Genomic DNA, 10,865 nt, shown 5'->3' on the forward strand with positions numbered 1-10,865 from the left:
CCGCGGACCGGCAGCCAACACTTTCACCTTCGGGAAGCCACCACGCAGCCTCAACACGACGGCAGCGACGGCATCACCGACAGGCACGAACGGGGCTGGCGGCGACGGCGGATCGCCACCAGCAGCAGAGCCAGACGAAGCGGCGGAATTGGCTCTGCGGAATGGAATAACGGTTGGCCCAGGCGGACCGGAGACGGCGGGCAAGAGCCCGGCAAGGCGCTTCCCGCCGTCTGTTTCATCATCTCTCCGGTGCATCTGAAGGTCTCCTGCAACGAGACCAGTCATCGCACAGGAGACGGACAAGGTGTTGTCAGATCGTGACAAGAAAGTGTCGAGTAAGGACAAGGCTATGAGCGATACAGCACGCGCCCAGCAGCTATTTTTGGAAGCATATCCTGACGTTCGCTATAGCAGCGTCAAGGAACTGTATCGCGATGCGTACAGGTTTCTCTCCAAGCATGTGAACAAGACCTTAACTTATCGCCGCGTTCGGGCGATCCGGGAAGGAAAAGCGCGTCGTATCGACGGCGAAGAACTTGACGCACTGCGTCTGGCCGTAATCGAGGAAGGTCGAAATGAAGCAAGAACACTCCGTGCCCGTCTGGCTTCGCTGGATGAAAAGATTGCCGCTTTTGAGGCGTCTGCGCATCGCGAAACGCTGGCGGGCTCGGGCCACCAAGTGGGCCGATAGGGCGGACTGGATATGTCCGGAATCGAAGGACGGAGGCGAGTGATGCCGCGCAAGATGCTTGTTGCTGACCTTTTGTGTGGTGCTGGCGGTTCGTCCACCGGTGCGCAGCGCGCGCTTTCGGAACTAGGCCTGGAGATGGAGCTCGTCTGCGTCAACCACTGGCCGACGGCGATCGAGACGCACCAGAAGAACCATCCGGAGGCCCGGCACTTCGTCCAGGACATTTCGACGGTCCGGCCGCACATCATCGTGCCGGAGGGATATCTTGACCTCTTGATGGCATCCCCGACCTGCACGCACCATTCCGTGGCGCGCGGCGGCAAACCGACCAGCGATCAGCAGCGGTCCGATCCTTGGCACATCGTTACCTGGCTGACTGAGCTGCGGGTGAAGCGGATCATCATTGAGAACGTCTGGGAGTTCATCGGCTGGGGACCGGTCAACATGAAGACCGGCCGTCCGATCCCTTCAAGGAAGGGTGAGTATTTCCATGCCTGGACCGAGACACTGCGGCGTCTTGGTTTCGAGCTCGAATGGCGCAAGCTGAACGCAGCCGACTACGGCGATGCGACAACCCGCCAGCGGTTCATTCTTATGGGCCGGTCTGATGGCCGAAAAATACATTGGCCCATGCCGACGCATAAGAAGCGGGACGAAGTTACCGCCGACCTTTTCGGTACTGCGAAGCCGTGGCGGCCTGCGCGGGAAATCATCGACTGGAACATCAGGGGCCGTTCGATCTTCAATCGCAAAAAGCCTTTGGCGGCTAAGACGCTGGCCCGCATCTATGCCGGAGCTGTCAAGTTCGGTTGGCCGCAGCCCTATCTCGTAATCCTGCGGAACCACATGTCGGCGCAGGGCATGGACGAGCCATTGCCTAACATCGCGGCCAATGGAATGCACATCGGCATCGCCGAGCCCGTGATCGTATCGCCGCGCCACGGGAAGGAAGGTGCCGGACCTCGTCCTCGCGGCGTTGGTCAACCGCTTCCGACAATCACCGCAGGTGGCAGCCAAATGGCGGTTGCCGAGCCAATCATCATGAACGGCCGGAAGGGCAACAAGGCCGAAGGCGTTTCCGAAGGCCTCATCCCCACGCTCGACACCAAAGGCGGCGTCTGGTTGGCCGAGCCGATGGTGCTTTCGCAACATAACAGCGGCGCTGCGCGCACGGCCGAAGAGCCCTTGCCGACGATCACGACTGGAGGCGCTGCCAATGAAGCCCGACCAGGATGCGCAAGGCCGATGCTGGTCACGGTTGCGCACGGGACTGACCAAAGGGACAAAGACCCATTCAGCCGCCGTTCCCATGACATCAATGATCCCCTTGGCGCGATACATGGAGACGGCAGCGCATATGCCGTAATCGAGCCCTTCGTTCTCTCCCAGGCCTCCGGTGGCTCACCGCGCGGCGTATCGGACCCGATCCCAACCGCGCCAACCGGCGGCGCCCATGCGCTCATTTCTCCCTACTATGGTTCCGGCTCCGGAGAGACTTGCACGAGTGCGGACAAAGACCCCCTGCCGACGGCGACCGCGAAAGCACGCTTCGCAATGGTCGTTCCGGTCACCAACTCCAACGGCGGGGCTGTAGCTCGAGATGTGGAGACCGATCCAGTACCGACGATGACAACCGCGAAGGGCGGAGAGTTCGCGTTCATCGCCGCCCAATTCGGGGAAAGGGAAGGGCAGGCTCCTCGCGTCCACGACATCGATGATCCGACGCCCACGATTGCGGCCACCGGCCACATCAACCTCGTTGAGCCTGGGCCGGAATACGACATCCTCTTCCGCATGCTGGAGCCGCACGAGCTGGCGGCCGCCATGGGCTTCACCACGGATGAATTCACCTACGAGTTTGCCGGCACCAAAACCGAGCAGATCAAGCAAATCGGCAATGCCGTCTCCGTCGCGAAGATGAAAGCCTGCGTGGGCGCGATCATGGCAGACGCGGCCCCGAAGAAGAAGCTCGTTCCCGAGCAAGACTATCTGGAGGCGGCCGAATGACCGACCCCTCCGAAATGATTGCATGGCTCGAAAGCCGTATCGCCAGTGCCAAGACCTGGCTCGAAGACCACGGCCACGGTTCCAAGCGCCCGCGTCCTGAAAACGAGATCGCCACCAAGGAATACGACATCGCCCGGTTCCAGGAGATCAAGGGCGCCTACCTGAAGGCGCTCGCCAAGAGGGAGCGGGCGGCATGACTTCGTTACTGCGGTGCGAGCCGGGTGTCTGCGCTCAAGGTGACCTTGCGATGCTGCTCCCCCATGATCTGAGCCTCGGCGACAACACGCGGTATCTCCGCCCAGTTCTCTTTTGTCGTCAGGTCTTCATTCGAGAGGGCTTCAAGGCGCAGTTCTGCATAGTGAGGCGGCTTACCCCGATCTTCCCAACCTCGTACCGTGAACTTTCGGACCCCGATTGTTTGCAAATCAAAAGTGTCATCGCGCCGCTTGCCGTCGACGAAGATTTCGTTCGGGAACACAATCACGGCGCTATGCGGCGCATCAATGGCATGAACTACGATGGCGCGCCTGTTCCAGTTCACGATTCGGACGACCAGTTGGCGGCTATCTTCCAAGTGCTCCAGCGCGTCGATGGTTGGGGGTGCGTCACCAACGGAAAAAGCCGTCTGCAGGCGCTGCTCTCTAAGCTGAAGGATCAGTGGCACTGCGGCAGCAGCTGCGACCGAAGCGCCCACCCAACCGCTAAGGGCTCCCAGCCATGCCTGAAGATTGCAGTTTTCACTGCTGCACAGTTCCCAGCCATTCCATGCGACGAAGTCAGGCAGGAAGCGCATGACAAAAACGAATGCGGCAAGCGCCAGTACCGAGCAGATCGTAACGCAGTAGTTCTTGTCGCTCAGCATGCATCAACTCCCTCATTCCGCATGTTTAGCTTCGGTAGCTGGTGCGAACTTTGCGAGGGCGGGGGCACGAACGGCAGTAGATTCAACTCTGGAAAACAGAGAGGCCACGGTTGCAGCCTCTCCAACCGGCTAGATCGCTTAGAAGATTACGCGGCCACCGCCGGATTGGCGGTTGACCATCCACGGCCGGACTGCCGGAGCCTTCATGAGGATACCCTTCTTTGCTCCGAAGCTCCGGATCGCGTCACGACCAACGCGCAGCGGCTTCAGGCCGTCCTGGGCCATGTAGCAGGTTCGAAGCGCGGCCTCATGATCGAGGTCTTTATCGTGCTCTGGCCAATCCTCCAGAAAGTCGATGGCATCTTCGACGCAGTTTATCTCTCGAACCAGATCTCGTCGCTCTTTCAAGTAGACGGGTCTGTCGAACATCTTCGCGATCATTTCTACCTCACTGAAAACGTTGGTGATCAACAAGGAAAGCGCTGTGGTTCAGCGCCGGTAATCGATTTGTGGTGCCACGTTTTGCGGTTCAAGAGCCGAGCGGCGGTTGCTGCGATTTCTTTCGAAGGAAAGGCGATCGCATGACCTTTGCCGACGCCTACGCCCTCCATGGTCCAGACACGATCGCCATCAGCGAAGCCCTTGGCATTCCTGAGCACGAGGCCGACCGGCTTATCAATGCGGAGTTGGAGCGCGCCCGTGAAGAGAAGGGCCGAACCTCCCGCAGCGAGTATCTGAGGGAATACCGGAAGGCGAACAAGGAACGCCTGATAGAGCTTCGGAACCGGCACAACGCCCGTATCCGCGCCGAGCTGCGCGAGATCCGCGCCAGGAGGCCGGCATGAAGGAATCCCAAATCCACAAAGCCGTCGTCCAGCACTGGCGCGCTCTCGGCAATCCGGGAACGCTGGTGGCTACGATCCCCAACATGGGGAGCATGGGACAGTACGGACTCACCAAGGGCCTGCCAGACCTGATCATCATTGGTCCGGGCATTCACGGCTATCTCGAGCTCAAGACAGAGGTGGGTAAGCTCACCCAGCCGCAGCGCGAGTTTCAGGCGCTCTGTACCGACCGCGGCATACCGTTCTTCGTTACGCATGGCCGGGACGAGCCGATCAGGCTGCTCGAGCGGCTTGGCATCGTCAGGAGGGCGGCATGAGCGAGCGGCCATTCATGCAGCTCTACGTCTCCGATTTCATCGGTGACACTTTGCACCTGAGCACCGAGCAGATTGGGGCTTACATGCTGCTGCTGATGGCGATGTGGAATGCCGGCGGGAAGCTCCCTGCCGACGAGGCCAAGCTTGCTCGTGTGGCCCGTATGTCGGTGAAGAAATGGAAGGCCATAGCGGATGATCTGATGCCGTTCTTCGAGGTCGACGGTGAGACCATCTGGCATAATCGCCTGACGAAAGAGCTTCAGAAAAGCGAGAGTAAATCTCAATCGAGAAGTGCCGCAGGGGCAGAGGGTGGAAGAGCTAAGGCACTGAAAGATAAAGAGGCGAGGCTGGCAAATGCTATGCCTACGCCACAGCATCTTCCAGATACCATAACCAGACTTCCTTCGGAAGACGCGCGCGCGCCCGAACCTTCTTCCGGGTTTGAACAGTTTTGGGAAATCTACCCCAACAAGGTCGGGGAGCCAGCGGCTCGCTTGGCCTTTTCCAAAGCCCTAAAGCGCGCCAGCCTCGAGGAAATCCTCGCCGGTGCCCGAGCCTATGCGGCCAAGACCGACGATCGCCAGTGGTGCAACCCGGTGAAGTGGCTGTCCGAGGATCGCTGGAAGGACCGTCCCGCCAAGCCTCCCGAGAAGCCACCGCCGAAGGCAAACGGCTTAGCTCATCTGCAGAAACCCAAATCCCGAGAAGAATACATCGCCGCCGAACTGGCGCGTTCCGAAAGGAGCTTCACATGATTGCTTTACCGCCCGAGACCGAGATCATCGGACTGACCAGACGGCAACTCCAGGTGATCGATGGCCTTTCAACCGGCAAGCCTGCCAAGGCCGTCGCCGGCGAACTTAAGCTCACGATCAACCAGGTCACCAACGACGTCCAGCGGGCCATTCACGTGCTCGATGCCGGCAACACTGTCGGCCTCGTTGCGACCGCATTTCGGAAGGGTTGGATCGAATGACCCGGCTCGCTCGCGTAGACCTCTACGCTGTCGCTCCGCTTCTCCCAGGTGACAAGGTCGCCGGCCGCGTAGCGGCGAGGGGAGAGCATTTCGAGTGGTCGCCGCCGAATAAGGACAAGATCCACACGAATGACCCGATCGCGGTCAGACGGCCGACGGTGCAGGAGCTGGGCCAGTCCACGTTCCTAGACCTGAAGGGAACCAAATTCGGCCGCTTCACCGTCCTGGGCATCGCTGCGGACATCGTAACGACCAACGGCGCCAATTGGGTCGTCCGTTGCGTCTGCGGTGCCTACGAGACGCGAAAGGCGAAAACGATCAAGGCTTGGCTGACAGGCGATTGGAAGGGCGAGCACGAGCCCATGTGTGACTGCTGCGGCTACACCAGGCGTCTTCAGATGGGGCGGTACGACCCGAAGAAGGCCGCGGCGGCTGCCGATGCGATCATGGAGGCGGCGCGATGACCGAGCAAGGTTACGTGGGCTTCGACGATATCGAGGCCATCGGGGAGAAGATCGTGGAAATGGCTGATCGTGTGAAGGTCGTCCATGCGGCAATGCCGGGCGCACAGGCCGCTTGGGCTTTCGAGATGGACGGCACCCGGTATCGAGTGGTCGTGACCGTCGAGGGGCCATCTCCTGAAACGAAATCGACTTCAGCATAACCGAGCGGCGGCTCGAATACGAGGGAATGAAAATGGCGGAAACGAATTGGTATGCTGTCCGGACTGTGCCCGGCTCTCAGCGAATGGCGCGTGTGCTGGAGCCGGCGAACGACGAGACGGAAGAGCAGAAGGCCACCCGCGAGCGCCGTAAGGGTGAGAGCATCGTCGAGCGCAATCTCCGGAATGAGGGTATCGACGTCTATATGCCGTCCTTCTGGGCCATCACCCAGCACCAGCGCACAAACAAGATGCGGGAGAAGCGTTTTCCGCTCCTGGTCGGCTATGCCTTCGTGAACATCCACCAGCGCGATTTCGAGAAGGTGAGGGGTGTCGAAGGGGTGATGTGCTTCATGCGCCCGTCACCGGACCGCGGCCCGATCGTGTTCCGGGATACCGACATCGGCAGCCTCATGCTGGCAGACTTCGAAAAGCAGAAGATTTGGGAGCAGGAGCGCGAAGAGCGGCTGATCAAAGCTCAGTCGTACCGGCGCAACGCGCTGAACAAAAAGCTCGGTCTGATATTCCCAAAAGGCAAGCGGAAGAAGATGCCGCTTCGTATTCTGGCGGAAACGGCTATCGACAGTCTGTCACCCGGCAGCCGTCAACATGTTTTAACGATTCTCAATGAATTGAAAGAGATGGACAAGGAGATGGAGGCTTGCCGCCTGAGCGCAAATCACCTATATTCCGCAGCGTGATTTGGGTGTTCAGTCGGACCTTGCCATGAGCAAAGGGAATACTCGACGGCCCAGCGGGGAGATCATCCAACTCCCGCGCCAGCAGAAATGCGCCCATTTTTCAGTTTAACTTGGCAAAGGACAGGGCGACTGGTCGAGACGCATTAGGCACACTATCTAAAACCTGCGAGTCACTTTATAAGCGGAGTGGCGATGGAGGCTGTTGTGGGTGCCGATTGGAAAAAAGCCAAGGCCAAGGCGGCCGAGGTACTAAAGAATTATGGTCTAGCAAATCCGCCTGTGGACCCGGAAGCAATTGCGGAGGCCATGGGCGTCGACGTTGTCTATGCCAACTTTTCCCCCACTTCGAAGGACCGTATTTCGGGTTTCATTCAGTTCGACCCGTTGCGGATAGTCGTGAACAACGACATCAGCCCAAATCGTATGACCTTTACGATTGCTCACGAACTCGCCCACTACCTCCTGCATCGGGAATGGGCGCAATCGAAAGCATACCAAGTTCTGCCGCGTCAGAATGACTACGCCAGAAATAAGCCTCCAGAAGAGCAGGAGGCAGATTGTTTTGCTGCAGAACTCTTAGTACCTGCCGACATGCTCAATCGGTACAGAGAATATGCCAGCCCTCGCGAACTTGCGCGCATTTTCGCGGTGTCAGAAGATGTGATCCTCAACCGCTTCAAGAGCTTGAGGCTTTAGTGATCACACGTGATGAAGCTCTTCGAGATTTAACCGAGCAGCCTTCTAACGAGAGCCTGCCGAAATCCCGTGAAATCGCTAATGCGGATTCCGCGCGTGTCGAAATTGATGGGCGGAAACAGTATTTTGCGTTGCGGAGCGACTGGTCGGGGTACATAGCTTGTTGGATATCGGCCCTGATCATTTTTAACGGTGGGCTCGCCGTCGGCGTTGGCAGTGGTTGGCTTCAATTTGACAACATGCAGTGGTTCATCACTGCCGTGACCGTCGAAACGTTTTTGCAGATTGTTGGGATGGGTTACATCGCAGTGCGCTTCCTATTTTCGCATGAGTAGCGTGCTCACTCGAACGTAAGGAAAGCTGGAAACGCAACCAGCGCCATCGGCCAAGCCGGGAGGTAGCCCGGCATCTCCGCATCAGGAGGAGCGGTGCGTTGTTAGGGCACAAGCACAAAGATTAGCGTCCAAAGCCAAGGGTTGAGCTTTAGGCGGATGGTTATCGCGTCTGCAGCCTTGTGAAACTCAAACAGCATAGGGGCGGGCTCCCTGGTGATTCTAGGGAACCCTACGGACGAATGGTTGTCGTGAACGAACGGCCATTTCGGGTGGGTTCCAACGTTGGACGCCCACTTCCATAAGAACCGAAAAACCAGAAAGACCGTAAAGTGCGGGCAGAGAGAATATACCTCTCTCTGTTGCGCCCAGCAACATCACATTAGCCGCGTCAACAATCAGCGGGGCTTTTTCGTTTCAGGAGCGAGCTGTTCACCGCCTCGTAAGAAGAGCCCGGATTTGTTGAAGCGTGGTTTCGATATCGCCGACCTCAGAACCCAAGGCCTCTACCTTGTTGTCGAGGCCCTTGATGAGGGCGCCAGCGTTCATGTATTCCGTCACGCCGAGAATGGCGCTGCAGCCGGAACAGCACACGGCCATCATTTTGTACCTTCCCCCGGAAGGTGAGATTTCCGACAGCTTTGTCCCGACGTGATTGCAATGTCCACATTTCGCCATTCTAAGCCCCCAAGATTAACCCATGCCCTCACTGAAATTGCATGGCAGGGAGATTATTAAAAATCTAGCTCGATCGAACTCATGTCAGCCTTTCTCAGCAATGCGCTATCAAATGAGTGCTCGCTCGGGATGGTTTTATTCTTGTCTGAAAACCAAATGCAGTCGACCACGTTGCCCCTCACTCCTTGGACCGTCATTGACGGTCCTCCGGACTTTAGCGTAACGACGTCGCCTTTTGTAATTTCGGCCATCTCAACAGCTCCCGTTTGAATTTAACCAAGAGAAATCAAAGTTGAGGCGCCGAGGCAAGAGGGATGCGGCCGCTACCACCAGAAGACTTGATTGACGACACCTCCATCAGGTTCGAGCCTGCACTCGATCTGGTAGATTGGGCCCGGTCAACCTTCATCGATGAGGGCGCCGTCCTCGTGAACGAGGATCACGCTCATCTCCGCTTCGCCTCGATAGGCGCCCTATGGACGAATGTCCCCAATGGGAGACATGGCCGCCGGATCGTCGGTCAGTGTGAGATGGGATTGCCGCCGGCCGGAAAGTGGTCTCGCGCCAGGATCGAGCTTCAGCTACAGCAATGGTTCGGCGACGTGCCAGACTTTCTGCTCACCTTCGATGCTCACTATGCCTCAACCTGCTCAGATGCAGAGTTCTGCGCGCTGGTCGAGCACGAGCTTTATCATGCGGGGCAGGAGCGTGATGCGTTCGGCGCCCCGAAGTTCCGGCGCGATGGCAGGCCGGCGCTCACTATCCGCGGGCACGACGTGGAAGAGTTCGTCGGCGTCGTCCGTCGCTATGGGGCAGATGCCGCCAATGTCCGCGCCCTGGTAGACGCAGCCAACCGGCCGCCGGAGATTTCCCGCGCCAGCATCGGCCATGTATGCGGAACGTGCCAGTTGCGTGTCGCTTAAACCTTGATGGCTTCTTGATAGATCGATGGCAAATCAAAAACTCAGCCGCGAGCAGCAGACCTATGTGGTTCAAGCGCTCGCATGTTTCGATAGCCCGGCGGTCGTCGTCGCTGCACTCAAGAAGGATTTCGGGGTGGCGATCAGCCCGCAGGCTGTCGAATGCTATGACCCCACGAAGAAGGCGGGGCGGAACCTATCGGTGCGCTGGAAGGCCCTCTTCGAGGAAACTCGCAAGACCTTCCTCGAAGACACTGCAACCATTGCCATAAGTCACCGGGCGGTGAGATTGCGCGCTCTCCAGCGCATGGCCGACAAGGCGGAGACCCAGGGCAACATGGTGTTGGCATCTTCGCTGCTGAAGCAGGCGGCCGAGGAAGTCGGCAACGCATATACCAATAAGCGGGAACTGACCGGCCCAGGCGGCGGACCGATCCAGACAGAGAACCGGACATGGCGCGAGGTACTGCGGCAAGAGACGAAGGGCTGATTGCCGCCGCAACCCTAACCAACCCGGCGCTGTTCGACTTCTGGGAAAAGGTATTCTTCGGAGAGAATGACATTGCCGTCCTGCACGGCGGCCGGTCGAGTTCCAAGACGAGGGATGTTGATTTGCACTGAGAGCTGACCCGGGATTTGCGCCGAGAAGTGACCCGCCTTAGGTATCGTCCGTCGTGGTTGGGGTGGTCAAGTTTCTGCGTTTCTCCTTCGTCGCTTTGGGCTCATGGGCCGAACTGTTTTTGAACCGGAAGCTGTCGTTTCCGGTTTCGAGGATGTGGCAATGATGGGTGAGCCGGTCGAGCAGCGCGGTCGTCATCTTGGCATCGCCAAAGACGCTGGCCCATTCGCTGAAGCTCAGGTTGGTGGTGATGATGACGCTCGTGTGCTCGTAGAGCTTGCTCAGCAGATGGAACAGCAGCGCACCGCCTGAAGCACTGAACGGCAGGTAACCCAGCTCGTCCAAGATGACGAGATCGGAGTGTGCCAGGCGGTTGGCGATCTGGCCTGGGCGACCTTGGGACTTCTCCTGCTCAAGCGCGTTGACCAGTTCCACGGTCGAGAAGAACCGAACCCGCTTGTGATGATGCTCGATGGCCTGGACACCGATGGCCGTGGCGATATGCGTCTTGCCCGTGCCGGGACCGCCGACGAGGACGATGTTGTTGGCCTCGTCGAGAA

General features: G+C 58.7%; 20 protein-coding genes. 14 read left to right on the forward strand and 6 right to left on the reverse strand.

What is annotated here, in order from left to right; genetic code table 11:
* Window positions 1-255 (reverse strand): hypothetical protein (locus ACE04I_RS13535; protein ID WP_487207194.1); only part of this gene is annotated, 255 nt, incomplete at its 3' end.
* A gap of 94 nt (window positions 256-349) precedes the next feature.
* Here ACE04I_RS13535 and ACE04I_RS13540 point away from each other — a divergent pair.
* Genes ACE04I_RS13540 through ACE04I_RS13550 form a run of 3 tightly spaced genes read left to right on the forward strand, consistent with a single transcriptional unit; the run spans window position 350 to window position 2,895 of the window.
* On the forward strand, window positions 350-691 hold the full coding sequence (locus ACE04I_RS13540) for a hypothetical protein (protein WP_487207195.1): 342 nt from the start codon (window positions 350-352) through the stop codon (window positions 689-691).
* A gap of 42 nt (window positions 692-733) precedes the next feature.
* Window positions 734-2,698 (forward strand): DNA cytosine methyltransferase, encoded by a 1,965-nt coding sequence (locus tag ACE04I_RS13545; protein ID WP_487207196.1) that lies wholly within the window; start codon window positions 734-736, stop codon window positions 2,696-2,698.
* Complete coding sequence (locus ACE04I_RS13550; RefSeq protein ID WP_487207197.1) at window positions 2,695-2,895, forward strand: hypothetical protein; 201 nt, start codon at window positions 2,695-2,697, stop codon at window positions 2,893-2,895. Before ACE04I_RS13545 ends, ACE04I_RS13550 begins: the two co-directional genes overlap by 4 nt.
* 5 nt (window positions 2,896-2,900) lie before the next feature.
* Here the strand turns inward: ACE04I_RS13550 and ACE04I_RS13555 are convergent, their stop codons facing one another.
* Complete coding sequence (locus ACE04I_RS13555; RefSeq protein ID WP_487207198.1) at window positions 2,901-3,560, reverse strand: hypothetical protein; 660 nt, start codon at window positions 3,558-3,560, stop codon at window positions 2,901-2,903.
* 138 nt (window positions 3,561-3,698) lie between these two features.
* Window positions 3,699-4,001, reverse strand: a complete 303-nt coding sequence (locus ACE04I_RS13560) for a DUF982 domain-containing protein (RefSeq protein WP_487207199.1) — start codon at window positions 3,999-4,001, stop codon at window positions 3,699-3,701.
* A 140-nt stretch (window positions 4,002-4,141) separates the two neighbouring features.
* On the opposite strand from ACE04I_RS13560, the gene ACE04I_RS13565 reads away from it, so the two are divergent.
* The 9 genes from ACE04I_RS13565 (at window position 4,142) to ACE04I_RS13605 (ending at window position 8,091) form a co-directional block, all read left to right on the forward strand.
* Window positions 4,142-4,405, forward strand: coding sequence for a hypothetical protein (locus ACE04I_RS13565; RefSeq protein WP_487207200.1), 264 nt, complete (start codon window positions 4,142-4,144; stop codon window positions 4,403-4,405).
* Window positions 4,402-4,722 carry a VRR-NUC domain-containing protein gene (locus tag ACE04I_RS13570; protein ID WP_487207201.1) on the forward strand — a complete coding sequence of 107 codons (321 nt, stop codon included), beginning with the start codon at window positions 4,402-4,404 and terminating at the stop codon, window positions 4,720-4,722. Before ACE04I_RS13565 ends, ACE04I_RS13570 begins: the two co-directional genes overlap by 4 nt.
* Window positions 4,719-5,477 carry a YdaU family protein gene (locus ACE04I_RS13575; protein ID WP_487207202.1) on the forward strand — a complete coding sequence of 253 codons (759 nt, stop codon included), beginning with the start codon at window positions 4,719-4,721 and terminating at the stop codon, window positions 5,475-5,477. The genes ACE04I_RS13570 and ACE04I_RS13575 overlap by 4 nt, the downstream gene beginning before the upstream one ends.
* Window positions 5,474-5,698 (forward strand): helix-turn-helix transcriptional regulator, encoded by a 225-nt coding sequence (locus ACE04I_RS13580; RefSeq protein ID WP_046795160.1) that lies wholly within the window; start codon window positions 5,474-5,476, stop codon window positions 5,696-5,698. The genes ACE04I_RS13575 and ACE04I_RS13580 overlap by 4 nt, the downstream gene beginning before the upstream one ends.
* Window positions 5,695-6,162, forward strand: coding sequence for a hypothetical protein (locus tag ACE04I_RS13585; protein WP_487207203.1), 468 nt, complete (start codon window positions 5,695-5,697; stop codon window positions 6,160-6,162). The genes ACE04I_RS13580 and ACE04I_RS13585 overlap by 4 nt, the downstream gene beginning before the upstream one ends.
* Entirely contained in the window at window positions 6,159-6,362 is a 204-nt protein-coding gene (locus ACE04I_RS13590) for a hypothetical protein (RefSeq protein ID WP_487207204.1), read from the forward strand. Before ACE04I_RS13585 ends, ACE04I_RS13590 begins: the two co-directional genes overlap by 4 nt.
* A 32-nt stretch (window positions 6,363-6,394) precedes the next feature.
* On the forward strand, window positions 6,395-7,060 hold the full coding sequence (locus tag ACE04I_RS13595; protein WP_487207205.1) for a transcription termination/antitermination NusG family protein: 666 nt from the start codon (window positions 6,395-6,397) through the stop codon (window positions 7,058-7,060).
* A gap of 192 nt (window positions 7,061-7,252) precedes the next feature.
* The gene (locus ACE04I_RS13600) at window positions 7,253-7,756 is read left to right on the forward strand and encodes an ImmA/IrrE family metallo-endopeptidase (protein ID WP_487207206.1); all 504 of its coding nucleotides are present in this window, start codon (window positions 7,253-7,255) and stop codon (window positions 7,754-7,756) included.
* Window positions 7,756-8,091 (forward strand): hypothetical protein, encoded by a 336-nt coding sequence (locus tag ACE04I_RS13605; protein WP_487207207.1) that lies wholly within the window; start codon window positions 7,756-7,758, stop codon window positions 8,089-8,091. Before ACE04I_RS13600 ends, ACE04I_RS13605 begins: the two co-directional genes overlap by 1 nt.
* Before the next feature lie 429 nt (window positions 8,092-8,520).
* Here ACE04I_RS13605 and ACE04I_RS13610 read toward each other — a convergent pair whose 3' ends face one another.
* Window positions 8,521-8,691, reverse strand: coding sequence for a hypothetical protein (locus tag ACE04I_RS13610; protein ID WP_487207208.1), 171 nt, complete (start codon window positions 8,689-8,691; stop codon window positions 8,521-8,523).
* A gap of 131 nt (window positions 8,692-8,822) precedes the next feature.
* The gene (locus tag ACE04I_RS13615) at window positions 8,823-9,017 is read right to left on the reverse strand and encodes a DUF2158 domain-containing protein (protein ID WP_487207209.1); all 195 of its coding nucleotides are present in this window, start codon (window positions 9,015-9,017) and stop codon (window positions 8,823-8,825) included.
* 87 nt (window positions 9,018-9,104) lie between these two features.
* Between ACE04I_RS13615 and ACE04I_RS13620 the strand changes: the two genes are divergently transcribed.
* A complete protein-coding gene (locus ACE04I_RS13620; RefSeq protein ID WP_487207210.1) occupies window positions 9,105-9,689 on the forward strand; it encodes a putative metallopeptidase in 585 nt (194 codons plus the stop codon).
* A gap of 25 nt (window positions 9,690-9,714) precedes the next feature.
* The gene (locus ACE04I_RS13625) at window positions 9,715-10,176 is read left to right on the forward strand and encodes a DUF2280 domain-containing protein (protein ID WP_487207211.1); all 462 of its coding nucleotides are present in this window, start codon (window positions 9,715-9,717) and stop codon (window positions 10,174-10,176) included.
* A 168-nt stretch (window positions 10,177-10,344) separates the two neighbouring features.
* On the opposite strand, the gene istB is transcribed toward ACE04I_RS13625, so the two are convergent.
* On the reverse strand, window positions 10,345-10,865 hold a 521-nt coding region (gene istB / locus ACE04I_RS13630), incomplete at its 5' end, for an IS21-like element helper ATPase IstB (RefSeq protein WP_487207212.1).

The organism is Rhizobium moroccans, from assembly GCF_057559155.1.

Excerpts from the sequence above, each read along its gene's own strand:
- ACE04I_RS13540 (WP_487207195.1), top strand. The coding sequence starts at position 350 with ATGAGCGATACAGCACGCGCCCAGCAGCTATTTTTGGAAGCATATCCT.
- ACE04I_RS13545 (WP_487207196.1), top strand. The coding sequence starts at position 734 with ATGCCGCGCAAGATGCTTGTTGCTGACCTTTTGTGTGGTGCTGGCGGT.
- ACE04I_RS13550 (WP_487207197.1), top strand. The coding sequence starts at position 2,695 with ATGACCGACCCCTCCGAAATGATTGCATGGCTCGAAAGCCGTATCGCC.
- ACE04I_RS13555 (WP_487207198.1), bottom strand. The coding sequence starts at position 3,560 with ATGCTGAGCGACAAGAACTACTGCGTTACGATCTGCTCGGTACTGGCG.
- ACE04I_RS13560 (WP_487207199.1), bottom strand. The coding sequence starts at position 4,001 with ATGATCGCGAAGATGTTCGACAGACCCGTCTACTTGAAAGAGCGACGA.
- ACE04I_RS13565 (WP_487207200.1), top strand. The coding sequence starts at position 4,142 with ATGACCTTTGCCGACGCCTACGCCCTCCATGGTCCAGACACGATCGCC.
- ACE04I_RS13570 (WP_487207201.1), top strand. The coding sequence starts at position 4,402 with ATGAAGGAATCCCAAATCCACAAAGCCGTCGTCCAGCACTGGCGCGCT.
- ACE04I_RS13575 (WP_487207202.1), top strand. The coding sequence starts at position 4,719 with ATGAGCGAGCGGCCATTCATGCAGCTCTACGTCTCCGATTTCATCGGT.
- ACE04I_RS13580 (WP_046795160.1), top strand. The coding sequence starts at position 5,474 with ATGATTGCTTTACCGCCCGAGACCGAGATCATCGGACTGACCAGACGG.
- ACE04I_RS13585 (WP_487207203.1), top strand. The coding sequence starts at position 5,695 with ATGACCCGGCTCGCTCGCGTAGACCTCTACGCTGTCGCTCCGCTTCTC.
- ACE04I_RS13590 (WP_487207204.1), top strand. The coding sequence starts at position 6,159 with ATGACCGAGCAAGGTTACGTGGGCTTCGACGATATCGAGGCCATCGGG.
- ACE04I_RS13595 (WP_487207205.1), top strand. The coding sequence starts at position 6,395 with ATGGCGGAAACGAATTGGTATGCTGTCCGGACTGTGCCCGGCTCTCAG.
- ACE04I_RS13600 (WP_487207206.1), top strand. The coding sequence starts at position 7,253 with ATGGAGGCTGTTGTGGGTGCCGATTGGAAAAAAGCCAAGGCCAAGGCG.
- ACE04I_RS13610 (WP_487207208.1), bottom strand. The coding sequence starts at position 8,691 with ATGATGGCCGTGTGCTGTTCCGGCTGCAGCGCCATTCTCGGCGTGACG.
- ACE04I_RS13615 (WP_487207209.1), bottom strand. The coding sequence starts at position 9,017 with ATGGCCGAAATTACAAAAGGCGACGTCGTTACGCTAAAGTCCGGAGGA.
- ACE04I_RS13625 (WP_487207211.1), top strand. The coding sequence starts at position 9,715 with ATGGCAAATCAAAAACTCAGCCGCGAGCAGCAGACCTATGTGGTTCAA.